Annotated in this window: 27 protein-coding genes; 17 read left to right on the top strand and 10 right to left on the bottom strand. The window is 64.1% G+C overall.

Going from position 1 to position 23,539, the window contains the following annotated elements; translation table 11 throughout:
* Positions 1-4: 4 nt before the first annotated feature.
* Positions 5-640: a response regulator transcription factor gene (locus tag F3I16_RS13760; protein WP_160494147.1), complete on the top strand. Its 636-nt coding sequence runs from the start codon at positions 5-7 to the stop codon at positions 638-640.
* A 30-nt stretch (positions 641-670) separates the two neighbouring features.
* Here the strand turns inward: F3I16_RS13760 and F3I16_RS13755 are convergent, their stop codons facing one another.
* Positions 671-958: a hypothetical protein gene (locus tag F3I16_RS13755; RefSeq protein WP_160494146.1), complete on the bottom strand. Its 288-nt coding sequence runs from the start codon at positions 956-958 to the stop codon at positions 671-673.
* Positions 959-1,386: 428 nt separating this feature from the next.
* On the opposite strand from F3I16_RS13755, the gene F3I16_RS13750 reads away from it, so the two are divergent.
* Positions 1,387-1,584 (top strand): hypothetical protein, encoded by a 198-nt coding sequence (locus F3I16_RS13750; protein ID WP_160494145.1) that lies wholly within the window; start codon positions 1,387-1,389, stop codon positions 1,582-1,584.
* Between the two features lie 55 nt (positions 1,585-1,639).
* On the opposite strand, the gene F3I16_RS13745 is transcribed toward F3I16_RS13750, so the two are convergent.
* Together F3I16_RS13745 and F3I16_RS13740 are read right to left on the bottom strand one after the other, a co-directional pair.
* Positions 1,640-2,032 (bottom strand): hypothetical protein, encoded by a 393-nt coding sequence (locus F3I16_RS13745; protein WP_160078629.1) that lies wholly within the window; start codon positions 2,030-2,032, stop codon positions 1,640-1,642.
* A 112-nt stretch (positions 2,033-2,144) separates the two neighbouring features.
* Positions 2,145-3,554, bottom strand: coding sequence for a PilZ domain-containing protein (locus tag F3I16_RS13740; protein WP_160494144.1), 1,410 nt, complete (start codon positions 3,552-3,554; stop codon positions 2,145-2,147).
* Positions 3,555-3,584: 30 nt separating this feature from the next.
* On the opposite strand from F3I16_RS13740, the gene F3I16_RS13735 reads away from it, so the two are divergent.
* On the top strand, positions 3,585-4,052 hold the full coding sequence (locus F3I16_RS13735; protein WP_372239634.1) for a TlpA disulfide reductase family protein: 468 nt from the start codon (positions 3,585-3,587) through the stop codon (positions 4,050-4,052).
* 4 nt (positions 4,053-4,056) lie between these two features.
* Positions 4,057-4,332, top strand: coding sequence for an acylphosphatase (locus F3I16_RS13730; RefSeq protein ID WP_160494143.1), 276 nt, complete (start codon positions 4,057-4,059; stop codon positions 4,330-4,332).
* A gap of 190 nt (positions 4,333-4,522) precedes the next feature.
* Here the strand turns inward: F3I16_RS13730 and F3I16_RS13725 are convergent, their stop codons facing one another.
* Positions 4,523-5,473, bottom strand: coding sequence for a hypothetical protein (locus tag F3I16_RS13725; protein ID WP_160494142.1), 951 nt, complete (start codon positions 5,471-5,473; stop codon positions 4,523-4,525).
* Between the two features lie 25 nt (positions 5,474-5,498).
* Complete coding sequence (locus tag F3I16_RS13720) at positions 5,499-7,214, bottom strand: proline--tRNA ligase (RefSeq protein WP_160494141.1); 1,716 nt, start codon at positions 7,212-7,214, stop codon at positions 5,499-5,501.
* Between the two features lie 102 nt (positions 7,215-7,316).
* Here F3I16_RS13720 and F3I16_RS13715 point away from each other — a divergent pair, with 102 nt between their 5' ends.
* Positions 7,317-7,724 (top strand): PaaI family thioesterase, encoded by a 408-nt coding sequence (locus F3I16_RS13715; protein ID WP_160494331.1) that lies wholly within the window; start codon positions 7,317-7,319, stop codon positions 7,722-7,724.
* A 65-nt stretch (positions 7,725-7,789) separates the two neighbouring features.
* Here F3I16_RS13715 and F3I16_RS13710 read toward each other — a convergent pair whose 3' ends face one another.
* Positions 7,790-9,088, bottom strand: a complete 1,299-nt coding sequence (locus tag F3I16_RS13710; RefSeq protein ID WP_160494140.1) for an OprD family porin — start codon at positions 9,086-9,088, stop codon at positions 7,790-7,792.
* Positions 9,089-9,926: 838 nt separating this feature from the next.
* Between F3I16_RS13710 and F3I16_RS13705 the strand changes: the two genes are divergently transcribed.
* Positions 9,927-10,352 carry an HIT domain-containing protein gene (locus F3I16_RS13705; protein WP_160494139.1) on the top strand — a complete coding sequence of 142 codons (426 nt, stop codon included), beginning with the start codon at positions 9,927-9,929 and terminating at the stop codon, positions 10,350-10,352.
* A gap of 3 nt (positions 10,353-10,355) precedes the next feature.
* Positions 10,356-10,562, top strand: coding sequence for a SlyX family protein (locus F3I16_RS13700; RefSeq protein WP_160494138.1), 207 nt, complete (start codon positions 10,356-10,358; stop codon positions 10,560-10,562).
* A 48-nt stretch (positions 10,563-10,610) separates the two neighbouring features.
* Here the strand turns inward: F3I16_RS13700 and F3I16_RS21390 are convergent, their stop codons facing one another.
* From F3I16_RS21390 to F3I16_RS13680, 4 genes are all read right to left on the bottom strand, one after another.
* Positions 10,611-11,216 carry a cold-shock protein gene (locus F3I16_RS21390; protein ID WP_160494137.1) on the bottom strand — a complete coding sequence of 202 codons (606 nt, stop codon included), beginning with the start codon at positions 11,214-11,216 and terminating at the stop codon, positions 10,611-10,613.
* 170 nt (positions 11,217-11,386) lie between these two features.
* On the bottom strand, positions 11,387-12,454 hold the full coding sequence (locus tag F3I16_RS13690; protein ID WP_160494136.1) for a GGDEF domain-containing protein: 1,068 nt from the start codon (positions 12,452-12,454) through the stop codon (positions 11,387-11,389).
* A gap of 109 nt (positions 12,455-12,563) precedes the next feature.
* Positions 12,564-13,034 (bottom strand): Dps family protein, encoded by a 471-nt coding sequence (locus F3I16_RS13685; protein ID WP_160494135.1) that lies wholly within the window; start codon positions 13,032-13,034, stop codon positions 12,564-12,566.
* 144 nt (positions 13,035-13,178) lie between these two features.
* Positions 13,179-14,297, bottom strand: coding sequence for an HD-GYP domain-containing protein (locus F3I16_RS13680; RefSeq protein ID WP_160494134.1), 1,119 nt, complete (start codon positions 14,295-14,297; stop codon positions 13,179-13,181).
* Between the two features lie 305 nt (positions 14,298-14,602).
* Between F3I16_RS13680 and aspS the strand changes: the two genes are divergently transcribed.
* The 10 genes from aspS to tolB all read left to right on the top strand — a co-directional run bounded on the left by aspS (position 14,603) and on the right by tolB (position 23,497).
* A complete protein-coding gene (gene aspS / locus F3I16_RS13675) occupies positions 14,603-16,378 on the top strand; it encodes an aspartate--tRNA ligase (protein ID WP_160494133.1) in 1,776 nt (591 codons plus the stop codon).
* A 94-nt stretch (positions 16,379-16,472) separates the two neighbouring features.
* Positions 16,473-17,222, top strand: a complete 750-nt coding sequence (locus F3I16_RS13670) for a YebC/PmpR family DNA-binding transcriptional regulator (protein ID WP_160494132.1) — start codon at positions 16,473-16,475, stop codon at positions 17,220-17,222.
* Between the two features lie 158 nt (positions 17,223-17,380).
* Positions 17,381-17,905: a crossover junction endodeoxyribonuclease RuvC gene (gene ruvC / locus F3I16_RS13665; RefSeq protein WP_160078987.1), complete on the top strand. Its 525-nt coding sequence runs from the start codon at positions 17,381-17,383 to the stop codon at positions 17,903-17,905.
* Positions 17,906-17,926: 21 nt separating this feature from the next.
* Positions 17,927-18,532, top strand: a complete 606-nt coding sequence (gene ruvA / locus F3I16_RS13660; protein ID WP_160494131.1) for a Holliday junction branch migration protein RuvA — start codon at positions 17,927-17,929, stop codon at positions 18,530-18,532.
* Positions 18,533-18,535: 3 nt separating this feature from the next.
* Positions 18,536-19,588, top strand: a complete 1,053-nt coding sequence (gene ruvB, locus F3I16_RS13655) for a Holliday junction branch migration DNA helicase RuvB (RefSeq protein WP_160494130.1) — start codon at positions 18,536-18,538, stop codon at positions 19,586-19,588.
* A 52-nt stretch (positions 19,589-19,640) separates the two neighbouring features.
* Complete coding sequence (gene ybgC / locus F3I16_RS13650; protein ID WP_160494129.1) at positions 19,641-20,087, top strand: tol-pal system-associated acyl-CoA thioesterase; 447 nt, start codon at positions 19,641-19,643, stop codon at positions 20,085-20,087.
* A 2-nt stretch (positions 20,088-20,089) separates the two neighbouring features.
* Positions 20,090-20,788: a protein TolQ gene (tolQ, locus tag F3I16_RS13645; protein ID WP_160078991.1), complete on the top strand. Its 699-nt coding sequence runs from the start codon at positions 20,090-20,092 to the stop codon at positions 20,786-20,788.
* A gap of 8 nt (positions 20,789-20,796) precedes the next feature.
* Entirely contained in the window at positions 20,797-21,255 is a 459-nt protein-coding gene (gene tolR / locus F3I16_RS13640) for a protein TolR (RefSeq protein ID WP_160078992.1), read from the top strand.
* Positions 21,252-22,199, top strand: coding sequence for a cell envelope integrity protein TolA (gene tolA / locus F3I16_RS13635; RefSeq protein ID WP_160494330.1), 948 nt, complete (start codon positions 21,252-21,254; stop codon positions 22,197-22,199). Before tolR ends, tolA begins: the two co-directional genes overlap by 4 nt.
* The gene (gene tolB / locus F3I16_RS13630) at positions 22,196-23,497 is read left to right on the top strand and encodes a Tol-Pal system beta propeller repeat protein TolB (RefSeq protein ID WP_160494128.1); all 1,302 of its coding nucleotides are present in this window, start codon (positions 22,196-22,198) and stop codon (positions 23,495-23,497) included. The genes tolA and tolB overlap by 4 nt, the downstream gene beginning before the upstream one ends.
* Positions 23,498-23,539: the final 42 nt, after the last annotated feature.

Genomic DNA, 23,539 nt, shown 5'->3' with positions numbered 1-23,539 from the left:
CAGAATGCCGACTGCAGCCAAGCAGCTGGTATACGTGGTGGATGACGACCAGGGCATGCTCGATTCGACGGTGTGGCTGCTCGAATCGGTCGGCCTCAAGGCCGTGCCCTTCACCAATGGCCGGGACTTTCTCGACGCCTGCGACGCCGGCCGCAATGCCTGCGTGCTGCTGGATGTGCGCATGCCCGGCATGGGCGGGCTGAACGTGCAGGAGGAGATGCGCGCGCGCGGCCTCGACCTGCCGGTGATCTTCGTCAGCGGCCACGCCGACGTGCCGATCGTGGTGCGCGCGTTCAAGGCCGGTGCCCACGATTTCATCGAGAAGCCGTACAACGAGCAGCTGCTGCTGGACAGCGTGCAGCAGGCGCTGAGCCGCATCGATGCGCGGCGCTCCGGCAACAGCGGCCATGCCGAACTGCAGGCGCGCCTGGACAGCCTGACGCCGCGCGAGCGCGACGTGCTGCTGCCGCTGGTGCGCGGCTATACCAACCGCGAAGTGGCCGAGCAGCTGCAGATCAGCGTGAAGACCGTCGACCTGTACCGGGCCCGGGTGATGAAACGCATGCAGGCCGAGCGCCTGCCCGACCTGGTCGGCATGCTGATCGCCGCCGGCCTGGTCGACCCGCTCAAGCTGCGCTGACGGGGCCGGCCTGAGGTCTTCGGCGGCGGGCTATTTGCACAGCACGATCAGGCTGCGGCTGGAGAAACCGGCCGGGTTGAGGCCGAAGACGAAGTCCGCCGGGTCGTCTTCGCCGCTGTCGCTGCCGGCCTTGGCCAGGACCTTGTAGCCCTTGCTGCCGCAAGCGGCGGCGGCTTCCTTCTCGCATTTCTCCCAGCTCGAGGTGAGCCCGGAGCAGTTGATGTGCAGGCCCTTGCGGCCCTTCTTTTCGTAACTCTTGGATGTCGCGGCACAGCCGGCAAGCGCCAGCACAACCAATAGCAGCACAAGCCTGTTCATGACGGTCCCCGGTTGGCTTGTCTGTGTCTGGCAGGCTTTTGGCCCGCCAACCCCTGTTAGCAATGGTGCCATCCGTGCCGCAGTTCTTTGTGGTGGCCGACTGCGTTGCACTCCCGGTTACCCGGGTGCGATGGCGTGCTGAGAAATAGCACAAAGCCGGGGGCGCAGGCGAGACAAAAAGCGTAACGGCCGCGGCCCGCGCATGCCGGTGCAGAGGCCCTGGGCCGGTTCGTCGAAGGGCAGCCCTGGGTCAGGCTTCAGGGTGACAAAAAAGGTCAGTTTGCGGCGCAGCGCTGCCCCCGGCATGGCCGCCCAGGCCGGCGAGCCGCCGTATTGGCGGGGCGGCCGGGCTGGCATGCTTCTGGCTATCTCCCAAGTACTTGCTGGCAGACTGCCAGTAACTTTGCTGCTCTGGGAAAGTGGGTGTCATGGACAGTGCCGAACCTAAGGTGATTCATCTGCGTGAGCTCGATGCGCAAGGGGCATTGGAGCGCCTCAACCGCATCACCGGCTTGCGCTTTGCGCGCTGGCCGCAATCGCTGGCGCCCCTGGCGCGGCAGGCGGCGGACGAGACGCCGGCGGGCGAAGCGGCCGAGCCGGCCGCGTGCAGCGTGGAAAGCGCCTAACGCAGAAAAGCAAAACCCCGCGGCAGGGCGCGGGGTTCGTCGTGGCGCAGTGGGCTCAGGCCGTGGCCTGGCGCCCCGCGCTGTTCTGCAGCTCCACGGGCTGGACGAAGAGTTCCTCGACCACCAGGGTCTTGGCCGGTACGGCCGAGCGCAGGCGGATCTGCATGTCCTCGATCTTCTGCTTCACCGGCAGGCGCGCCACGCCGGAGAGCATGACCTTGTTGTGCGCGTTGACCTTGCCGTGTTCGACCGCCACCTCGCGTTGCTGGCTGCCATCGCGATAGCTGACCAGCAGCGACACCGGCAGGTTGGCCAGCCCCGGCAAGTGCAGCCAGGCGGCCACGTTGAACTCGGCCACTCGCCCTTCGTACGGGGTGACCCCGGTGCGGGCGCTATTGACGATGCTGGAGGGGACCGGGCCGATCAGCTTGTCGGGGACTTGGGACATGGACAGGCTCCACTTGTGCTGTTCTAGGTGTAGGAGTGGGGCAATTATAGGGGTGCGCCAGGGCGTGAAACTGTGCGCTCGGGCAGCGTTGGCCGTGACCCTGGTCGCAGTTTCAGGCCAGGCGCAGCGGGTGGCGCACCACTGTCTGGGTGGTCAGGTTCGCCGCCGGCAACGGCAGCGCGGCCTGGTTGTTGACGTTGGCCAGTTGCAGCCAGAGATTCTCCCCTTCGACGAACTGGCCGCAGGGCAGCCACAGGCCATGGTGCCAGCCGTTGCCCGGCGCCGGGGTGCTCTGCAGCACGCCGGGGTGGGTCTGGGCGCTGGGCGCGCGGCGCAGCCAGGCCGGGCGCGGCAGGCCTTTCAGGTAGCGCAGGCCGAGGTGCAGGCCGGCGCCGTTGAGGTGGCGCCAGCGCACCAGGGCCAGGCTCGGCGTGCCTTTGCCGGCCAGCACCAGAACCAGCTGACCGACCGGTACTTGCGCGCCCAGCTCGGCGTTGCACAGCAGGCGGGCCCCGCCGGGGCTGGCGTCGAGCATCTGCGCGGTGCAGCTCGGCGGGTGCTTTTCCAGCAGCTGCGCGTGAATCCCGGCCAGGCCGATGACCAGGCTGCAGTCGGCGCTGAAGTCGGCGCGCGGATGGCGGCGCTGCTGGCGGCCGAGCCAGTGCGGCTGTACGCGCTCGAGCAACTCGCGTTCGACCGCACTCTGCAGCGGGGCGGGCTCGCGCAGGGCGACCAGCAGGGCGCCCAGTTCGAGGCGGCGCAAGCCGGTGGGATCGCTCTGCGGCGCCTGCTCGAGCGCCAGGCAGGGTTGGGCGAGCGACAGGTCGACGACGGTCGCCTCGTTGTCTTCGTCCGCCTCCCAGGGCAGCAGGCTGGCCAGGCCGGCCAGTGGCGTGAGCGCGCCGAAGAGGATCGGGCATTCGCCTTCGGCCAGGTGGAAGGGGTTGCTCATGGCCAGCAGCAGCGTCTGCTGGTAGAGGCCGCGCAGGGTCCCGGCCGGTGTCGGCTGGAACGCGGCGGCGACGTGTTCGTCGAGGCAGCCCTGGTGCTCGCCGATCCAGTACAGCAGGTGGCTGTCGCGCCAGAGCCCGGCCGGTGGTTCGCGGTACAGCTGGTAGTGGCGCATCAGGGTCTGCGCGATGAAGTGCTCGGCCATGTACAGGCACCAGGCCAGGTGCGGGCGCGAGGGCTGGCGGCCCTGGAGGATCTGCAGCAGCAGGCGCTTGAAGCCGCCGGCCAGTTCCTCGCAGAGGTGCACGAAGAGCGCCGAGGGCGCCGTGCTGCCGCTGCAGGCCGCGGCGTAATGGCGGTATTCCTCGCTGAAGCTTTGCAGAGCGCGCTGCCTTTCCAGTAAGGTCATGGCGCTGCGATTGAGCCGGAAGAGCAAGTTCAGCGCCTGTTGCAGGGCGCTCTCCGGCGTCAGGGCGCGGGCCGCCTGCAGCTGGGTGCAGAGATCGGCCAGGGCTGTGGCATTCTCCTCGAGGATGTCCGGCACCTCGAGGCGCAAGGCATCCAGCGTCATGTCAACCCTGCGTGCACGAGGATCGAATGCATGGGAATGCGACTCCAGGTTATGGTGGGAATACTGGCCGGGCTGCTGTTGGCCGGCTGCGCCGAGGACATGGGCGTCGACCAGCATGGACGAAAGGTAACGGCTGAGCAGCTGGAAGGCCAGTGGTTAGTGATTAATTACTGGGCCGAGTGGTGCGCGCCGTGCCGCACCGAGATCCCCGAGCTGAACCGCCTCAGCGAGCAGCTGGCGGGGCGTGCCACCCGGGTGCTGGGGGTCAATTTCGATGCCTTGCAGGGCGAGGCGCTGCGCCAGGCGGCAGACGGTTTCGGCATCCGCTTCAGCGTGCTGGCGCAGGATCCGGCGGCGCGCTACCGGCTGCCGCGCAACGAGGTGCTGCCGGTGACCTATATCATCGACAGCCAGGGGCAGGTGCGCGAGCGCCTGGTCGGGGAACAGACCGCCGCCGGCTTGCTGGCGCGGCTGAGCGAACTGCAGGGGCGGGAGTAGGGCGATGGCGACCATCTGTGTGCATGGCTACATCAGCGGCAAGGTGCAGGGCGTGTATTTTCGCCAGAGCACCAGCGTCGAGGCCGAGCGTCTGGAACTCAATGGCTGGGTGCGCAACCTGCCGGATGGGCGGGTCGAGGTGCTGGCCGAAGGTGCGGAGGCGGCGGTGCGCGAGCTGGTCGAGTGGCTGGCCTGCGGCCCGGCCAAGGCCGAGGTCACGGCGGTCGAACTGGAGGAGCAGGCCCTGCAGGGGATCGCCGGGTTCATCGTGCGCCGTTGAGGCGGAGGCAGATGCGCCCGGGCGTGGCGCATCCTGCTGGCGGAGCTTTAGAGCCTGTTCACAATCTGCTGCGCGTCGGCTCTACTGCGTTAAAAGCAGGCTCGGAATGCTCATTTGCAGCTCGTAAACTCCGCTTCCTCGCCTGTTTTTGCCTTGTATAGCTCTAGCTCGCGAGATAGTGAACAGGCTCTCAGTCGTTGCCCGGATCGGCGACCAGGCGCCCGGCTTCCTTGGTCAGCTTCTGCAGGAACTCCTGCTGCAGCTCCGGATCGTTGCGGGTCAGCTCGATCAGGCTCTGTTCCAGTTCGCTGGCCTCTTCCTCCAGGCCCAGGTCGGACAGGCGCTTGACCCGGTGCACCCACTGCGCCACCTCGTCGTCTTCCAGATCGTCATAGATCAGCGCGTGGGCTTCCTGCAGCTTGCCGCGCAGGGCCCGGCTGACCAGCAGGCTGGCGTCGGCGCGGGTGTTGTCCAGCGGGTCTTCCACGCTCAGCAGCAGGTTGCCGACCCGGCTCACGTCCTGGGCGGCGAACGGGTCGTCGAGCAGATTCAGGCGCAGCACGCCATTGCGGTCGGTGCTCAGCTCGTGGGTGGTCTCGCCGGCCTTGACCATGACCGGGCGCTCGATCCACGGCAGGCTGGAATATTCCATGCGCTTGTCCAGCTGGCGCTCGTCCAGGCTGGCCAGGTTCTGTTGCGAACGGCCGTTGGACTCGACGTTCATTGCCGGGTTGATGCCGGCGAAGCCGTAGCTGATCCAGTCCTTGGTCGCGCTGTCGGGCAGGCGGCCGAGCATCACCACGTTGAGCACGTTGGCGCCCACGCCGGCGACCACCGCCACCACGCCCAGCGGCACTTCGTAGAGTTCGCGCCAGGCCTGGTAGGGGGTGTAGCGGTCGTAGCGGCGGGTGACCTCGAACTCGGTGACTTCGAAGGTCTTCTGGTCATGCACGCGCACTCGCCGTTGCGGCAGTTCGAGCAGGCGCGGTTCGCCGACGTCGATCTGCAGGCTGTGGTCGAGCAGTTTGCGCTCGATGCGTTCTTCCTGTTCGCTGCGCTGTGGCAAATGGTTGGCACAACCGCCGAGAAAGAGGGCGCCGCTCAGGGCGGCGCCGAGGCGCAGGGTGCTTCGCTTGAACATGATGGCTCTTGATGAACGTGCTGGATTAGCGACCCGTACGGCCGTTGATGAACGACAGGATCTCGGCGGCAGGCACGGCCTGGGCTTCGCTGTCACGACGGTGCTTGTACTCGAGGTTACCCTCGGCCAGGCCGCGGTCGCTGACCACGATGCGGTGCGGGATGCCGATCAGCTCCATGTCGGCGAACTTCACCCCGGGGCTGGTCTTCTTGTCGCGGTCGTCCAGCAGCACTTCGTAACCGGCCGCGGTCAGCTCGGCATACAGCTTGTCGGTGGCCTCGCGCACGGCTTCGCTCTCGTATTTCATCGGTACCAGGGCGATCTGGAAGGGCGCCAGGGCGTCTGTCCAGAGGATGCCGCGTTCGTCCCAGTTCTGCTCGATGGCGGCCGCCACCACGCGCGAGACGCCGATGCCGTAGCAGCCCATGGTCAGGGTGATCGGCTTGCCGCCTTCACCCAGTACCTTGCAGCCCAGGGCTTCGCTGTATTTGGTGCCGAGCTGGAAGATGTGCCCGACTTCGATGCCGCGCTTGATCACCAGGCTGCCCTGGCCGTCCGGGCTGGGGTCGCCCTCGACCACGTTACGCAGGTCGGCCACGGCCGGCAGCGGTAGGTCGCGCTCCCAGTTGAGACCGAAGTAATGCTTGCCTTCGATGTTGGCGCCGGCGCCAAAGTCGCTCATCAGGGCTACCGAACGGTCGATGATGCACGGCAGCGGCAGGTTCAGCGGGCCCAGGGAGCCGGGGCCGGCGCCGATGGCGGCGCGGATCTCGGCTTCCGAGGCAAACACCAGCGGGCTGGCGACCAGCTCGTGGTTGGCGGCCTTGATTTCGTTCAGCTCGTGGTCGCCGCGCACGATCAGGGCGATCAGCTTGCCTTCCTCGGCCGCATGCACGACCAGGGTCTTGACGGTTTTCTCGATGGCCAGGTTGAACTGGGTCACCAGATCGTCGATGGTCTTGGCGTCCGGGGTATCGATCAGGCGCAGTTCCTCGCTGGCGGCGCCGCGCGTCTTCTCGCGCGGGATGGCCTCGGCCTTCTCGATGTTGGCGGCGTAGTCGGAAACATCGCTGAAGGCGATATCGTCTTCACCGGACTCGGCCAGCACATGGAACTCGTGGGAGCCGGTGCCCCCGATCGAGCCGGTGTCGGCCTGTACCGGGCGGAAGTTCAGGCCCAGGCGGCTGAACACGTTGCAATAGGCCTGGTGCATGCGGTCGTAGGTTTCCTGCAGCGACTCCTGGGTCAGGTGGAAGGAGTAGGCATCCTTCATCAGGAACTCGCGGCCACGCATCAGGCCAAAGCGTGGGCGGATCTCGTCGCGGAACTTGGTCTGGATCTGGTACATGTTGATCGGCAGCTGCTTGTAGCTGTTCAGCTCGTTGCGCGCCAGATCGGTGATCACTTCCTCGTGGGTCGGGCCGACGCAGAACTCGCGGCCGTGGCGATCCTTGATGCGCAGCAGCTCGGGACCGTACTGCTCCCAGCGCCCGGATTCCTGCCACAGCTCGGCCGGCTGGATGGCCGGCATCAGCACTTCCAGGGCGCCGGCTGCGTTCATCTCTTCGCGCACGATGGCCTCGGCCTTGCGCAGCACGCGCAGACCCATGGGCAGCCAGGTGTAGAGCCCGGACGCCAGCTTGCGGATCATCCCCGCGCGCAGCATCAGCTGGTGGCTGATGACCACGGCATCGGAAGGGGTTTCTTTGAGGGTCGAGAGCAGGTACTGACTGGTACGCATGTTTGGCCGTTCTGTCGGTTGCGAGGGCAGATAATCACTCGGCATTGTACGGTGCCAGTCCTGTGGCGTACAGGATCAGACCAGGAGTAGAAGGTGGCCGAATTGACTGCGGAGCAGGTACAGGCGCTGATTCGCGCCGGGGTGCCGATGGCCGAGGATATCGATCTGCGCATCGACCGCCTGAGTGCGGATCTGGCGCTGGCCAGGGTGCCATTTCACGGCAAGCTGGTGCGGCCGGGCGGAACCTTGTCCGGGCCGACCATCATGTCGCTGGCCGATGCGGCCATGTATGCGGTGGTGCTGGGGCGACTGGGGCGGGTGGAGATGGCGGTGACGTCCAACCTGAACATCAACTTCTTGGCCAAGCCGAAGCCGGTCGACCTGCTGGCGCAAGCGCGCATCCTGCGCCTGTCACGCCGACAGGCGGTATGCGAGGTGCTGCTGCATTCGCTCGGGGCGGAGGAGGAGCTGGTGGCGCATGTGACGGGCACCTATGCCTTGCCCCTTTAAACACATATAAAAAAGAACCCGGCCGAGGCCGGGTTCTTTTTGCACTGATTTAGTACTGCTTGGACTTACAGCACGTCCAGCGGGTACTCGACGATCAGGCGGGTGTCGTTCAGGTCAGCGCTGTAGAAGTCGTTGTAGGCATCGTTGGCGCGCCAGATGGAGTGGCGAACGCGGAAGGACAGGTCTTTAGCAGCACCGTCCTGAACAACGTACTTGGATTCGAAGTTCCACTCATGCTCTTTGCCTTCTTCCTCGAAGCCTTCTACGGTGATTTCGTCACCATAGATGTAGCGAGTCATGAAGCTCAGGCCCGGCACGCCGTAGGAAGTCATGTCCAGATCGTAGCGAGCCTGGTAGGACTTCTCGTCTTGGCCGTTGAAGTCGGAGAACTGCACGGAGTTGGCCAGCCATACTGTGCCGTTACCGTCTACGCCATAGGCGTGGGCGGTGTCGCCAGTGGACTCCTGATAGGCCAGGGTGAAGGTATGCGCGCCGATGGAGTAGCTAGGCGCCAGGCTCCAGATCTGGTTGTCGACTTCGCCGTAGAGCTCGTCGCCATCATCGTTGGTGTTGTAGTAGTTGAAGTCGAAGCTCAGCGACTGCTCTTCAGCCAGCGGCAGAGTGTAGTTCAGGTTGACGTACTGCTTGGTCCAGTAGTCTTCGACATCGGAAGCGTGGAAGGCAGCGCTGAAGTTCTCAGTGAACTGGTAGCTGATGCCGGCGATGTTGGCGGAAGTCAGGCCTTCGGCGGAAGACAGGGTGGTGCTGTCGCGGCCGGTGTAGGCTTGGTCGTTGATCGCGGTGAAGCGACCGGCGCTCAGTTCCAGGCCTTCGATTTCGTTGCTGACGATGTAGGTACCGGTGGCGACTTCCGGCAGGATGCGGCTGTCGTCGGTGGAGAATACCGGGCTGGCGACCATCTGGTTGCCGTACTTCAGAACGGTGTCGGAGATGCGGACCTTGACGGCGCCGCCAACTTCGCTCTGGGTGTCATCGCCACGGCCGTCGCTGGTCTTGCCGAACTGGCCGGTGCCGTAGCGGCCGCGACCGCTGTCGAGCTTGATGCTGGACAGGGAGTGGGCATCCACACCGAAGCCAACCACACCTTGAGTGAAGCCCGACTCGTACAGCAGGCGAATGCCCAGGCCGGTTTCTTCACGATAGCCGGCCGGGTTGGCGGAGTTGCTTGCACCATTGCTAGCGCCGTTGCGGAAGTCGCGGTTCATGTACAGAGCACGGTTGAAGATATCGAAGCTGCTGTCTTCAACGAAGCCCTTGGATTCGGACTGTGCGCTGGCAAAAGCCAGTTGGGTGGTACCGGCGGTCACGGCCAGGGCCAGTGCGCTCCACTTCATCACTTGCATTGTGATTGCTCCTTTGGTTTAGAAGAGTTGTGCTGCCCAATTAATTGTTGTATGGGCGGCTTCTTTCTTTTTGTGTCGGCGCTAAACTTATAGCACGGCAACTTTGTTGGCGACACTTGCCGCCGATTACCTACATTTTATTTACAGATACGTCGCAAAACTGCATCTGCGGTGTCGCAATTCTGTAGGTTTTTGCCGCTTGAGCCACGCTTCGACTCCCCCTTAAAGGTCTGCAAATCCAATCGCTTAGGCCCTTCCAAGGCGCTTGGCGATGGGCGTCGCACCGATCCGGGTGGAGCTATCGCCGACTGTCTGTGTAACAAAGCAACATCCGTGCACAAAATGCCAAGTGCCAAGAAAAACTTCTTTGAACGGCTGCTCAGTAGCCTGAAAAGTGCCTATGTCGGTCTGTTCGTGCCGGTAACCGGGGGGCTTCGTGCTCCTCGGCGATTGCTTGTCGTGCTGTGGCGTGGCTCGTGTGTGCGTTACCGAAGGTGGTTGGGCTGCTCTTGCGGGTTGTTTGGGTAACGCTCTGTGGGGGCAAATAGGGCTTTCGCGTGCCCATTTTTGGTGCGCCCGCGCGCCGGTGCGGCATTGTTGTGCTTGGTGTCTGCCCGAATTTGCCGGGTGAGCGGGTGGCGGTGGGTCGAACGGTATCAGTGTCACCACAGCTGAGGCGGCTGCCGGGCCTGCCTCTGCGGGGAACTGGTGCAGGGTCGTTGCTCTGCCTTGATTTGGCGCGTTTGGCCTGCGCCTGCGAGCCTGGTGAACTGGCGCGATTCTCCCGTTATCCTTGTCGTCTAGGTCCGCGTGGACTCTTGTTCGAGGAAGGCCCCCGATGTTTACCCTGGATTCGCGTTTGCAGCAGGACACCCTGCCGATCGGCGATTTTCCCCTCTGCCGCCTGCTGTTGATGAATGATGCCAATTATCCCTGGTTCATCCTGGTGCCGCGGCGCGAGGAGGTCAGCGAGCTGTTCCAGCTCGATATGGCCGACCAGCAGGCGCTCTGGCTGGAGACCACGCGTCTGGCGGAAACCCTCAAGGATGTCTTCGTGGCCGACAAGATGAACGTGGCCACGCTGGGCAATGTGGTCAGCCAGCTGCACATGCATGTGATCGTGCGTCGTCGCGAGGATGCGGCCTGGCCCGCTCCGGTATGGGGCAAGCATCCCGCGAAGGCCTACAGCGCCGAGCAGATCGCCGCGGTGCGCGAGCGCCTGCGTCTGGTGCTGGCGGCCGACTTCCGTTTTGTCGGGGAGTGAGGCATGAGTCTGGAACAGCGAATCATTGAGCTGGAGAGCCGCCAGGCCTTTCAGGATGACACCATTGCCGCCCTCAACGATGTGCTGGTCGAGCAGCAGCGTCTGGTCGAGCGCTTGCAATTGCAGTTGGCGGCCCTGGCGCGCCGCCAGGAAGAGATGCAGGGGCAGTTCAGTATCGAGGAAGGTGAGGCACCGCCGCCGCATTATTGATGGACATGAAAAAGCCCGCACTTGGCGGGCTTTTTTCTGCGTGTCGACTCAGCGGCGACTGGGTAGGGCGGCAATCACGTCTTCGGCCTGCAGGCCCTTGTCGCGCTGCATGACCGAGAACTCTACGCGTTGCCCTTCGACCAGGATGCGGTGACCTTCGCCGCGGATCGCCCGGAAGTGCACGAAGATATCGTCACCGGTGTCGCGGGAAATGAAGCCGAAGCCCTTGGAGGTGTTGAACCACTTCACGGTGCCGGTTTCGCGATCGCCGAGATCCTGGCTGCTGGCGACTTGCTGCGGGCGGCGCAGGGTGCAGTTGATCGCCAGGTTTACGACCACGGCCAGTACCAGGGTGGCCAGGCTCAGCAGGATGGCCGGCTGGCCGCCGATCAGTGGCAGCGGAGCCAGCAGGATCAGGGCTTGCAGCACCACGGCGAGCACCAGCAGGGCCGATACCAGTGGCTGCAGTGGGTTGCGGGCGCCCGGCTGGCGGCTTGGCAGCAGCGGGGCAACCAGCAGGTTGCCCAGGCCGAGCAGGGCAAGGTACAGCGCATCGGCCTGTTGCAGGTAGGGCAGGGCTTCGGGGTGCAGGCTGGGAATGAAGGACAGCAGCAGGGCGGCAACGCCCGTGAACAGGTGGACGATCTTTAACATGCTCAATGAACTCACGGTTAACAGCTGGAAATAAAAGGAAGAGCGGGACGATGCGGGGTGCCCTGATGCGGATTGGGCCATAGCGGCGCACGGACTCGCCTATGCCGCGGCAGCGCCTGGCTGCCGGAAGCACGGGGCGTATTTAACCGCAAAGCGGAGGGCTACTCAAATCAAGCGCTTAGCGCCGCTTCTGGGGTGGCGGGGTGGATCTGGTTGCGGCCATTGCGCTTGGCCTGGTACAGCGCGTCGTCGGCCCGGGTCAGCAGGCTCTCGAAGGTGTCGTCTTTGCAGGCCAGGGCCAGGCCGAAGGAGGCGGTGACGGTGTCGAGGATCTTGTCGGTACTGCGTACCTTGATGCGCAGGGCCTGAACCTTCAGGCGCAACTGCTCGGCGAAGGCGTGGGCGCTGTGCAGGTCGAAGCAGTCGCGCAGGATCACGCAGAACTCTTCGCCACCGTAGCGGGCGGCGATGCCGCGGGCCGGCAGCAGGTCGCGCAACAGTTGCCCGACATGTTGCAGGACGCGATCGCCGAGCGGATGGCCGTACTGGTCGTTGAACTGCTTGAAGTGATCGATATCCAGCATGATCAGGGCCAGGCCCTGGGTGTCGTTGGCCAGTGCCTGCTCGAGCAGGCGGGTGAAGGCGTGGCGGTTGAACACGTTGGTCAGGCTGTCCAGGGTCGCGGCGATATGCGCGCGTTCCAGCTGGCTGCGCAGGTGCTGGATCTCCGTTTGCGCGGCGCGCAGGCGATAGAGGAATTTTTCCTGCTGTTCCTGCATCTCCTGGGTGCTCTGCTGCAGATCGCTGAGGACGCTGGGCAGATCCTCCACGACCGGCTCCTGCAGGGCGGCCAGGCCGATGCTGAGGCTGGTCTGGTAGTGCTGGCTGCCGCTGACGCTGTGCGATACGTCGATCTCGATATCGTCGACCAGTTCGAGCACCTGCTGCTGGCCGGCGCGGGCCTCTTCCAGCTCGCCGCGAATGACGAAGTCGCGAAACAGCTTGGCCGCGCTTTCCGGCGGGAAGCTGTCGAAGTCCTTGACGATCTTGTCCAGGCGACGGTTCAGGTCCGGCTCCGAACCGCGGCTGTAGGTGTACCACAGCGCATAGTGCATGGGGTTGGGCGGGATGTCGTGGCGCATCATGAGCGGCACGGCCTGCTTCAGGATGGCGGCAGCCTCGCGGGTCTCTTCCGGATAGAGTTCGAGAATCGAGGGGGCTTTCGGCGGCTGGCTCATGCACGTCACTGTGGCTGTTGGGTGAGTAGGCAGAGATTAGAGTAGACAGGCGCCGTGCGCCTGGCAAAAGGTCCGGTCGGGCCGGGCCTTTGCGGGTGTGCGGAGAATATCAGGCGGCCAGCAGGCTGCGCAGCATCCAGGCGGTTTTTTCATGCACTTGCATGCGCTGGGTCAGTAAATCGGCGGTGGGTTCGTCGCTGACCTTCTCCAGTAGCGGGAAAATCCCGCGGGCGGTGCGCACCACGGCTTCCTGGCCTTGTACCAGCAGGGTGATCATGTCTTGGGCAGTGGGCACGCCTTCTTCTTCCTTGATCGACGACAGGCGGGCGTAGGCTGCGTAGGTGCCGGGCGCCGGGAAGCCGAGGGCGCGGATGCGTTCGGCGATCAGGTCGACGGCCAGGGCCAGTTCGGTGTACTGCGCCTCGAACATCAGGTGCAGGGTGTTGAACATCGGACCGGTGACGTTCCAGTGGAAGTTGTGGGTTTTCAGGTACAGGGTGTAGGTATCCGCGAGCAGGCGGGACAGGCCTTCGGCAATGGCGGCGCGGTCCTGTTCGGCGATGCCGATGTTGATTTCCATGCCTTGTTTCTCCTCTCAGGTTGTCCGGGGTTGTGCGTCCCCCTTGATGGCAGGAGCCTATCACAGGGGGCTACCCGGCCGACCTTGGCTTATGTCAATGAATCCGATGACTTATGCCTATGGCAGCAGGCGCTGCGGGTCCCTTCACAAATGGGCCAGCTGCGGGCGCTGCTGCAGGGTGCGGTTGAAGACCTCGACCCAGTAAGGGCTGAACTGCTTGCCGGCCAGGTTGTTGATTTCCAGAATGGCGCGCAGGCGCGGGCGCTTGCTCAGGGTCTGGTGGGCGCGCTCGTGGGTGCGCGCATCGAAGGTGTCGGCGATGCCGAGGATCAGCGCGCCGGGGTGGATCTCGGTTTCCAGCAGGCCCTTCGGGTAGCCGTTGCCATCGGCGTGCTCCTGGTGCTGCAGGATGATCTCCGCGGCGCTGGTCCAGGCCGGCATGCGTCTGAGCAGGTCGAAACCCAGGCGCGGATGGGCTTGCAGCTGGCGGCGCTCCTCGCGGTTCAGCGTCTCGGTCTTGTGCAGCAGTTCTAGCGGCAGAAATGCCATGCCCAGGTCGTGCAGGCACACGGCAGCGGCGAGCTGCGCCGGCTCGGTCGGGGTGTCGGCGATTGCGTTCATGTTCAGGGCCAGGCTCAGCAGGCGCAGGCCGCGACCATGCCAGTAGTGCGAGCGCCGCTCGCCAGCCCGCATCAGTTCGCTGAAGAACAGCAGGTCGGCGTCGGCCGGGATGGCGTGCTCGTCCAGCAGGGCGAGCATCTGCGGTTGCCCCGGCAGCTCGGCCGACTGCAGGCGGGTGCTGGGGTCCAGGTGTTGCAGCAGGGTGCGGCGGATTTCCGTCTGGCGTGTCGCCGGGGCGGCGGCCAGTGCCTGCAGGGCCTGGCACAGGCTCTTGAACGTGTGCGGTTCAAGCGTGCTGCGCGGGCCGCCGAGGGCCTCGTCGATCAGGTTGCGCAGGTGGTCGAGGCTGAGCAGGAGGATGTCGCCGAGCAGGCTGTCGAACGCCAGTTCGCCTTCGCGCAGGCGCGCCAGCACGTCTTCCATGGCCTGTGGCAGGGGCAGCAACTGGTTGAGCTCGACGTAGCCGAGGTTGCCCTTGAGGGTATGCACCACGCGGAACAGTTCGCGCAGGCGCGCGCTGTCTTGGGGGTGATGCTCCAGCTCGATCAGCAGCTGCTCGCAGCGTGGCAGTTGCTCGGCGGTGTCGAGGCGGAAATCCTCCAGCAGGTCGCTGGACAGGTCGGCGGGGCGGGGCATGGCCATGGCAGGTCTCCGCAAGGCTCGGGTTCTGAGTATAGAAAGCCCTGGCGAAAGCGGTTTGGCGGGCGGCTGCGCCGGGTCGATTAACCATATATAATCCCGCCCCTTGTCCCGGATGCGGGCATGCGCCTGCCTGCTGCACCGCTGGTCGATTGTTCGGCCTGCTCCGCGTCCGAATTGCAGAAAATGCTCGTCCTGGCCCTTGTGGCAAGCCCTGCGCGGCTTACGAGTGCTGTGTAAACGGCCCCGGCGCCGCCAGTTGGCCGCCCCGACGAATTCAAGACTGATTAGAGAAGCGAACCACCATCATGATGCGCAGCCACTATTGCGGCCAGTTGAACGAGAGCCTGGACGGCCAGGAAATCACCCTTTGCGGTTGGGTCCATCGTCGTCGTGACCACGGTGGCGTGATCTTCCTCGATATCCGTGACCGTGAAGGTCTGGCTCAGGTGGTGTTCGACCCGGATCGCGCCGAGACCTTCGCCAAGGCCGACCGCGTACGCAGCGAGTATGTGGTCAAGATCACCGGCAAGGTACGCCTGCGTCCCGAGGGTGCGCGCAACGCCAACATGGCTTCCGGTGCCATCGAAGTGCTGGGTTACGAGCTGGAAGTACTCAACGAAGCGGAAACCCCGCCGTTCCCGCTCAACGAATACACCGATGTCGGCGAGGAAACCCGCCTGCGCTACCGCTTCATCGACCTGCGTCGCCCGGAAATGGCCGAGAAGCTCAAGCTGCGTTCGCGCATCACCTCGAGCATCCGCCGTTACCTGGACGAGAACGGCTTCCTCGATGTGGAAACGCCGATCCTCACTCGCGCCACTCCAGAAGGTGCCCGTGACTACCTGGTGCCGAGCCGCACCCATGCCGGCAGCTTCTTCGCCCTGCCGCAGTCGCCGCAGCTGTTCAAGCAGCTGCTGATGGTGGCCGGCTTCGACCGCTACTACCAGATCGCCAAGTGCTTCCGCGACGAAGACCTGCGCGCCGACCGCCAGCCGGAATTCACCCAGATCGACATCGAGACCAGCTTCCTCGATGAAAAAGACATCATGGGCATCACCGAAACCATGGTGCGCAACCTGTTCAAGGAAGTCCTGGACGTCGAGTTCGGCGAGCTGCCGCACATGACCCTGGCCGAAGCCATGCGTCGCTTCGGTTCGGATAAGCCCGACCTGCGTATCCCGCTGGAGCTGGTGGATGTGGAAGACCAGCTCAAGGACGTCGACTTCAAGGTGTTTGCCGGTCCGGCCAACGACCCGAAATGCCGCGTCACCGCGCTGCGCGTACCGGGCGGGGCGAGCATGCCGCGCAAGCAGATCGACGACTACACCAAGTTCGTCGGCATCTACGGCGCCAAGGGCCTGGCCTACATCAAGGTCAACGAGCGTGCGCAGGGCGTAGATGGTCTGCAGTCGCCGATCGTCAAGAACATCCCGCTGGACAACATCAACGTGATCCTCGATCGCGTCGGTGCGGTGGATGGCGACATCGTGTTCTTCGGCGCGGACAAGGCCAAGATCGTCAGCGAAGCCCTCGGTGCGCTGCGCATCAAGCTGGGGCATGACCTCAATCTGCTCACCTGCGAGTGGGCGCCGCTGTGGGTGGTCGACTTCCCGATGTTCGAGGAAAACGACGATGGCAGCCTGACCGCCATGCACCACCCGTTCACTGCGCCGAGCTGCAGCCCGGAGGAGCTGGAAGCCAACCCGGCCGCCGCACTGTCGCGTGCCTATGACATGGTGCTCAACGGTACCGAGCTGGGTGGCGGTTCGATCCGTATCCACGACAAGGACATGCAGCAGACCGTGTTCCGCGTGCTGGGCATCAGCGAGGAAGAGCAGGAAGAGAAGTTCGGCTTCCTCCTCGATGCGCTGAAGTTCGGTGCGCCGCCCCATGGAGGCCTGGCCTTCGGCCTGGATCGCCTGGTCATGCTGATGACCGGCGCCAGCTCGATCCGCGAAGTGATCGCCTTCCCGAAAACCCAGAGCGCGGCCTGCGTCATGACCCAGGCGCCGGGTGTGGTGGATAACAAGGCGCTGCGCGAGCTGCACATTCGCCTGCGCGAGCAAGCCAAGGCCGAATAAGCCGCTACGAGAAGCCTGGATTTCCAGGCTTCTTCGTTATGGGGTGCGAATTTTTATACCCGTGCAATCTTCAGTGAGAAATACGGAGTGAGTTATGGCTGGTCATTCCAAGTGGGCCAATATCAAGCACCGCAAAGGGCGTCAGGACGCCAAGCGCGGCAAGATCTTCACCAAACTGATTCGTGAGCTGACCGTTGCGGCCAAGCATGGCGGCCCGGTGCCGGCGGACAACCCGCGCCTGCGCCTGGCGGTGGACAAGGCGCTGACCGCCAACATGTCACGTGATGTGATCGACCGGGCGATTGCCCGCGGTGCCGGCAACAACGAAGCCGACAATGTCGTCGAGTTCAGCTACGAAGGCTATGCGCCCAGCGGCGTGGCCATCATCGTCGAGGTCATGACCGACAACCGCAACCGCACCGCCGCCGAAGTGCGCCATGCCTTCAGCAAGTGTGGCGGCAACCTCGGCACCGATGGCTCGGTGGCCTATATGTTCGAGCGCAAGGGGCAGATCAGCTTTGCTCCGGGCGTCAACGAAGATGCCTTGATGGAAGCGGCGCTGGAAGCCGGTGCCGATGACGTGGAGATGGGCGAGGACGGCTCGGCGCTGGTGTCGACCAGTTTTGCCGAGTTCCTGTCGGTCAACGAGGCGCTGACGGCGGCCGGCTTCAAGGGTGAGGAGGCGGAAGTCGCCATGATCCCTTCGATCAGTGCGCCGGTTGCCGACCTGGAAACCGCAAAGAGGGTCATGAAGCTGATCGACATGCTGGAAGACCTCGATGATGTGCAGGAGGTCTATCACAACGCGGAAATTCCGGACGAGATCATGGAGCAGTTGGACTGATCCTCCCCGTTGGTAAAAAGCCGGAAGTCGCCCCAGGCGCTTCCGGCTTTTTTATCTGTGCGGCCGGGTGACGCCGTGGGTGGTCGGCCCGTATACTCCTGAGCTGGATAAATAGACAGTGTGGCGGCGTTTGCCGGCACCCGGAGCGAGCGGCGGGCATGACGTTGATTTTGGGTATCGACCCCGGTTCACGCATCACCGGTTACGGCGTGGTGCGCGATACCGGTCGTGGCTGCGAGTATGTGGCTTCGGGCTGCATTCGCACCGGTGATGGCCCGTTGCCCGAGCGCCTGCAGATCGTCTTTCGCGGCGTCAGCGAGGTGATTCGCCTGCACGGGCCGGTGACCATGGGCATCGAGCAGGTGTTCATGGCGAAGAACGCCGATTCGGCGCTCAAGCTCGGCCAGGCCCGTGGCGCGGCTATAGTCGCCGGGGTCGAGGCGGGGCTGGAGATCAGCGAGTACACCGCCACCCAGGTCAAGCAGGCGATTGCCGGCACCGGTGGGGCGGACAAACAGCAGGTGCAGATGATGGTCATGCACCTGCTCAAGCTGGTGCAGAAGCCGCAGATCGACGCCTCCGATGCCCTGGCCATCGCCCTATGCCATGCCCACCATCGGCAAAGTCTGATTCCCCATGGTCTGGTCGGCGCCAAGCGGCGCGGTGGCCGTCTGCGCCTGTAATAGATAGAAGGAAGACAAGTCGTGATCGGACGCCTGAAAGGCACCCTGGCGGAAAAGCAGCCGCCGCACCTGCTGGTCGATGTGAATGGCGTCGGCTACGAGCTGGAAGTGCCGATGACCACGCTGTATCGTCTGCCGTCGCTGGGCGAGCCGGTGACCCTACACACCCATCTGGTGGTGCGCGAGGATGCCCATCTGCTCTACGGCTTCGCCGAGAAGCGTGAGCGCGAATTGTTCCGCGAGCTGATCCGCTTGAATGGCGTCGGCCCCAAGCTGGCTCTGGCGCTGATGTCCGGTCTGGAAGTGGACGAGCTGGTGCGCTGCGTACAGGCCGGCGATACCTCGACCCTGGTGAAAGTCCCGGGTGTCGGCAAGAAAACCGCCGAGAGGCTGTTGGTCGAGCTGAAAGATCGCTTCAAGGCCTGGGAAACCGTGCCGTCCATCGCCACCCTGGTGGTGGAGCCCCGTGCCGGCGTGGCAGTCTCAAGCGCGGAGAGCGACGCCGTGAGCGCGCTGATATCCCTGGGCTTCAAGCCGCAGGAGGCCAGCAAGGCCGTGGCTGCGGTGCAGGAAGATGGCCTCTCCAGTGAAGATCTGATTCGCCGCTCATTGAAGGGAATGGTTTAACCCGTGATTGAAGCCGACCGCCTGATAACCGCCACTGGCCGCGAGCGTGACGAGCAGCTGGATCGCGCCATTCGTCCGTTGTCGCTGGCCGACTATATTGGCCAGCCCATCGTGCGCGAGCAGATGGAGCTGTTCATCCAGGCCGCCAAGGGCCGTTCGGAGGCACTGGACCACACCCTGATCTTCGGCCCGCCCGGCCTGGGCAAGACCACCCTGGCCAACATCATCGCCCAGGAAATGGGGGTGTCGATCAAGAGCACGTCCGGCCCGGTGCTGGAGCGTCCGGGCGATCTGGCTGCGCTGCTGACCAATCTGGAAGCCGGCGACGTGCTGTTCGTCGACGAGATCCATCGCCTGTCGCCGATCGTCGAGGAAGTGCTGTACCCGGCGATGGAGGACTTCCAGCTCGACATCATGATCGGTGAGGGGCCGGCCGCCCGTTCGATCAAGCTGGACCTGCCGCCGTTCACCCTGGTCGGCGCCACCACCCGGGCCGGCATGCTGACCAATCCGCTGCGCGACCGGTTCGGCATCGTCCAGCGCCTGGAGTTCTATTCCAGTGCCGACCTGGCGACCATTGTCAGTCGCTCCGCCGCTATTCTCGGTCTGGCCCTGGATGCCGAAGGCGCTTTCGAGATTGCCCGGCGTGCCCGGGGCACACCGCGTATTGCCAACCGCCTGCTGCGCCGCGTGCGCGATTTCGCCGAGGTGCGGGCGGGGGGGCAGATCAGTCGTGGCGTCGCCGATCAGGCACTGAACATGCTGGATGTCGACGAACGTGGCTTCGATCACCAGGACCGGCGTCTACTGCTGGCGATGATCGACAAGTTCGACGGCGGGCCGGTCGGCCTCGACAACCTGGCCGCGGCCATCGGCGAGGAACGCGGCACCATCGAGGACGTGCTGGAGCCCTATCTGATCCAGCAGGGGTATATCATGCGCACGCCGCGCGGGCGGGTGGTGACGCGGCATGCCTACCTGCACTTCGGTTTGAATGTGCCGGGGCGCATGGTCGAGGCGCCGGTAGCCGACCTGTTCGCGGGAAGCGACGAATAGTTTAAAAACAGGGGCTTGGCCAATTGGCAAGGCCGGGAGTAAGCACTAGAGTATGCGCGCGCAAATCGAGGCCCAGCCTTTTGCCCACCGTTGTCGGGTGTATTACGAAGATACCGATGCCGGCGGCATCGTTTATTACGTCAACTACCTCAAATTCATGGAGCGGGCTCGCACCGAGCGCCTGCGTGAACTGGGTTTTGCCCAGTCGACGCTGGTGGCGGAAGACCTGCTGTTCGTCGTGCATTCGGCCGAGGCGCGTTACTTTGCCCCGGCCAAGCTGGACGACGAACTTTTTGTGACGGCCGATGTAATCGAGTTGAACCGTGCCAGCCTGCGTTTTCGTCAACAGGTCAGGCGGGTCACGGACAAGGCGCTGCTCTGTGAAGGGCAGTTCGTGGTGGCCTGTGTGCGCGCCGACAGTTTGAAACCCCGGGCCATCCCCGAAGCGCTGCGTGCGGCCTTCGCCGGTGTCGCGGGTCTATCCCCTGCAGGAGAGTAAGCGTGGAAGCTAACGCCGCCGTAGACCATATGTCCATGTGGAGCCTGATCAGCAACGCCAGTTTCGTGGTGCAGTTGGTCATGCTCGTTCTGGTGGCCGCCTCGGTCACGTCGTGGATCATGATCTTCCAGCGCAGCACCATGCTGCGTGCCGCGAAGAAGTCGCTGGAAGTGTTCGAGGAGCGCTTCTGGTCGGGCATCGACCTGTCCAAGCTGTATCGCCAGGCCGGCAGCAATCCGGACCCGGACTGCGGTGTGGAGCAGATCTTCCGTGCCGGTTTCAAGGAGTTCTCCCGCCTGCGCCAGCAGTCCGGCGTCGATCCGGATGCGGTGATGGACGGTGTGGCGCGGGCCATGCGCGTGGCCATCTCGCGCGAGGAAGAGAAGCTCGAGCAGAGCCTGCCGTTCCTCGCCACTGTCGGCTCGACCAGCCCGTACATCGGCCTGTTCGGTACCGTGTGGGGCATCATGAACTCCTTCCGTGGCCTGGCCCAGGTGCAGCAAGCCACCCTGGCCACCGTGGCTCCGGGTATCGCCGAGGCGCTGATCGCCACCGCCATCGGCCTGTTCGCCGCCATTCCGGCGGTGATCGCCTACAACCGTTTCTCCGCCGGTGGCGACCGCCTGATCAGTCGTTACTACACCTTCGCTGACGAGTTCCAGGCGATCCTGCACCGCAAAGTGCATACCAGCGAGGACTGAGGCTTCCCATGGCCAGAATTCGCAACAGACGCAAGCCGGTCTCCGAGATGAACGTCGTGCCCTATATCGACGTGATGCTGGTGCTGCTGGTGATCTTCATGGTGACCGCGCCGATGCTCAATCAGGGGGTCAAGGTCGACCTGCCCAAGGTTTCCAGCGAGGCCCTGCCGCAGGACAACGATGCCCGCGTGCTGACCATTTCCATCAAGGCCGACAAGACCTACTACTGGACCATGGGTTCGGAGGTCGATCCGGACCAGGGCAAGGACAGCGAGACCGCGTCCACCCTGGAACAGCTGGTGGCCGCGACCACCGGGATCATGGCCGAGAACAGCCGCCAGGGTAAGAAGGTGCAGGTCTTCGTGCGTGGCGACAAGGCGGTCGACTACGGCTCGGTGATGGCCGTGATGGGTGGCTTGCAGCAGGCCGGCGTGGGTAACGTCGGGCTGATCACCGAGGCGCCCTGATGCAGCAGAGCGCTCGCTCCTCCTCGGAAAGCTATTTCTGGCCGACCATCTGGGCCGTGGCTCTGCACGTCCTGATGTTTGCCATGCTGTTCGTCAGTTTTCAGTTTGCCCCCGAGCTGCCGCCGGCCAAGCCGATCGTCCAGGCGACCCTGTATCAGCTGAAGTCGCAGAGCCAGGCCACCACCCAGACCAACCAGAAGATCGCCGGCGAAGCCAAGAAGACCGCGGCGCGTCAGTACGAGGTCGAGCAGCTCGAGGCGAAGAAGCAGGAACAGAAGAAACAGGAAGCCGCGGAACAAAAGAAAGCCGATGCGGCCAAACAGGCGGAAGTGGCCGAGAAGAAGGCCGAGGCGAAGAAGGCTGAGGAAGCCAAGAAGGCCGAGCAGAAGAAGCTCGCCGATATCGCCAAGAAGAAATCCGAGGAAGAGAAGAAGAAAGCGGCCGAGGAAGCCAAGAAAAAGGCAGCCGAGGCGGCGAAGAAGAAAGCTGCGGAAGAGGCCAAGAAGAAGGCGGCTGCCGAAGCGGCCAAGAAAAAGGCCCAGGAAGCGGCGCGCAAGTCCGCAGACGAGAAGAAGGCGCAGGCCCTGGCCGAGCTGTTGTCCGACACCACCGAGCGCCAGCAGGCGCTGGCCGACGAGGTCGGTGATCAGGTCGCGGGTAACTTCGATGATCTGATTCGCCAGCTGGTTTCGCAGAACTGGAGTCGGCCACCGACTGCCCGTAACGGGATGAGCGTAGTGGTACAGATCAACATGCTGCCCGATGGCACCATTACCAATGCGACGGTGGCCAAGTCCAGTGGTGATACGGCGTTTGACAATTCGGCGGTAACTGCCGTGCGCAACGTCGGTCGTATCGTGGAAATGCAGGGTGTAAGTCCGGCGGACTTCGCTCCCTATCGTTCGTTTAAGATGACCTTTACACCAGAGGATCTGGACCTGTGATCACTATCCTTCGAGGCTTGCTCGTTGTTCTCTGCTGCGTGGCCGGTCTGGCCGTGGCCGAGGAGAAGAACATCCGGATTACCACCGGCTCCGACCGGGCCATCCCGATTGCCGTGGTGCCGTTCGGCTGGACCGGTGGCACCGTGCTGCCCGAGGACATGGCCACCATCATCGGCAATGACCTGCGCAACTCCGGCATGTACGAGCCGATTCCGCGGCAGAACATGATCAGCCTGCCGACCCAGGCCGGCGAGATCATCTACCGCGACTGGCAGGCCCTGGGCGCCCAGTACATCCTGGTCGGCAGCATCGCGCCGGCCGGTGGTCGCCTGCAGGTGCAGTTCGCCCTGTTCAACGTGGCGACCCAGCAGCAGATCGTCGCCGGCACCGTTGGCGGTACCCCGGACCAGCTGCGCGACATGGCCCACCACGTGGCCGACCAGTCGTTCGAGAAGCTGACCGGCATCAAGGGCGCCTATTCGACCAAGATGCTCTACGTCACCGCCGAGCGCTTCTCGGTCAACAACACCCGTTACACCCTGCAGCGTTCCGACTACGACGGCGCCCGCGGCGTGACCCTGCTGCAGTCGCGCGAGCCGATCCTGTCGCCGCGCTATGCGCCGGATGGTCGGCGCATCGCCTACGTGTCGTTCGAGCAGCGTCGTCCGCGCATCTTCATCCAGCACATCGACACCGGTCGCCGCGAGCAGATCACCAACTTCCAGGGGCTGAACGGCGCGCCGGCCTGGTCGCCGGACGGCAATCGCCTGGCGTTCGTGCTGTCCAAGGACGGCAACCCGGAAATCTACGTGATGAACCTCGGCAGCCGTCAGCTGCAGCGCGTGACCAATCACTACGCCATCGATACCGAACCCTTCTGGGGCAAGGACGGCCAGACCCTGTTCTTCACCTCGGACCGTGCCGGCAAGCCGCAGATCTACAAGCAGAGCATCGCCGGCGGCGAGGCGCAGCGCGTGACCTTCACCGGCAACTACAACGCTAACCCGAAACTCTCGGCGGACGAAAAGACCCTGGTGATGATCCACCGTCAGGATGGCTTCACCAACTTCAAGGTGGCGGCCCAGGACCTGGTAACCAGCCGCTTGCGCATCCTTTCGGAAACCAGCCTGGACGATTCGCCCACTGTCGCGCCCAATGGCACCATGTTAATCTACGCCACCCGCCAGCAGGGCCGTGGAGTACTGATGCTCGTGTCTACCAACGGGCGTGTCAGGCTCCCGATTCCCACCGCACAAGGTGATGTCCGGGAACCGTCCTGGTCTCCTTACCTGAACTGATGCGGTCACAACACTTTCGCTTTAAACACACCTAGAAATCAT

The organism is Pseudomonas sp. L-22-4S-12 (assembly GCF_009799935.1).
Taxonomy (GTDB): Bacteria; Pseudomonadota; Gammaproteobacteria; order Pseudomonadales; family Pseudomonadaceae; genus Aquipseudomonas.
Note: the sequence above shows the minus strand (reverse complement) of the source record. Positions and strands in the feature narration are given on the sequence as shown.

Excerpts from the sequence above, each read along its gene's own strand:
- F3I16_RS13735 (WP_372239634.1), top strand. The coding sequence starts at position 3,585 with ATGGGAATGCGACTCCAGGTTATGGTGGGAATACTGGCCGGGCTGCTG.
- F3I16_RS13745 (WP_160078629.1), bottom strand. The coding sequence starts at position 2,032 with ATGTCCCAAGTCCCCGACAAGCTGATCGGCCCGGTCCCCTCCAGCATC.
- F3I16_RS13760 (WP_160494147.1), top strand. The coding sequence starts at position 5 with ATGCCGACTGCAGCCAAGCAGCTGGTATACGTGGTGGATGACGACCAG.
- F3I16_RS13700 (WP_160494138.1), top strand. The coding sequence starts at position 10,356 with ATGAGTCTGGAACAGCGAATCATTGAGCTGGAGAGCCGCCAGGCCTTT.
- F3I16_RS13740 (WP_160494144.1), bottom strand. The coding sequence starts at position 3,554 with ATGACGCTGGATGCCTTGCGCCTCGAGGTGCCGGACATCCTCGAGGAG.
- aspS (WP_160494133.1), top strand. The coding sequence starts at position 14,603 with ATGATGCGCAGCCACTATTGCGGCCAGTTGAACGAGAGCCTGGACGGC.
- F3I16_RS21390 (WP_160494137.1), bottom strand. The coding sequence starts at position 11,216 with ATGTTAAAGATCGTCCACCTGTTCACGGGCGTTGCCGCCCTGCTGCTG.
- F3I16_RS13710 (WP_160494140.1), bottom strand. The coding sequence starts at position 9,088 with ATGCAAGTGATGAAGTGGAGCGCACTGGCCCTGGCCGTGACCGCCGGT.
- F3I16_RS13730 (WP_160494143.1), top strand. The coding sequence starts at position 4,057 with ATGGCGACCATCTGTGTGCATGGCTACATCAGCGGCAAGGTGCAGGGC.
- F3I16_RS13755 (WP_160494146.1), bottom strand. The coding sequence starts at position 958 with ATGAACAGGCTTGTGCTGCTATTGGTTGTGCTGGCGCTTGCCGGCTGT.
- F3I16_RS13720 (WP_160494141.1), bottom strand. The coding sequence starts at position 7,214 with ATGCGTACCAGTCAGTACCTGCTCTCGACCCTCAAAGAAACCCCTTCC.
- F3I16_RS13680 (WP_160494134.1), bottom strand. The coding sequence starts at position 14,297 with ATGGCCATGCCCCGCCCCGCCGACCTGTCCAGCGACCTGCTGGAGGAT.
- F3I16_RS13690 (WP_160494136.1), bottom strand. The coding sequence starts at position 12,454 with ATGAGCCAGCCGCCGAAAGCCCCCTCGATTCTCGAACTCTATCCGGAA.
- ruvC (WP_160078987.1), top strand. The coding sequence starts at position 17,381 with ATGACGTTGATTTTGGGTATCGACCCCGGTTCACGCATCACCGGTTAC.
- ybgC (WP_160494129.1), top strand. The coding sequence starts at position 19,641 with ATGCGCGCGCAAATCGAGGCCCAGCCTTTTGCCCACCGTTGTCGGGTG.
- F3I16_RS13685 (WP_160494135.1), bottom strand. The coding sequence starts at position 13,034 with ATGGAAATCAACATCGGCATCGCCGAACAGGACCGCGCCGCCATTGCC.
- F3I16_RS13670 (WP_160494132.1), top strand. The coding sequence starts at position 16,473 with ATGGCTGGTCATTCCAAGTGGGCCAATATCAAGCACCGCAAAGGGCGT.
- F3I16_RS13750 (WP_160494145.1), top strand. The coding sequence starts at position 1,387 with ATGGACAGTGCCGAACCTAAGGTGATTCATCTGCGTGAGCTCGATGCG.
- F3I16_RS13705 (WP_160494139.1), top strand. The coding sequence starts at position 9,927 with ATGTTTACCCTGGATTCGCGTTTGCAGCAGGACACCCTGCCGATCGGC.
- tolR (WP_160078992.1), top strand. The coding sequence starts at position 20,797 with ATGGCCAGAATTCGCAACAGACGCAAGCCGGTCTCCGAGATGAACGTC.
- F3I16_RS13725 (WP_160494142.1), bottom strand. The coding sequence starts at position 5,473 with ATGTTCAAGCGAAGCACCCTGCGCCTCGGCGCCGCCCTGAGCGGCGCC.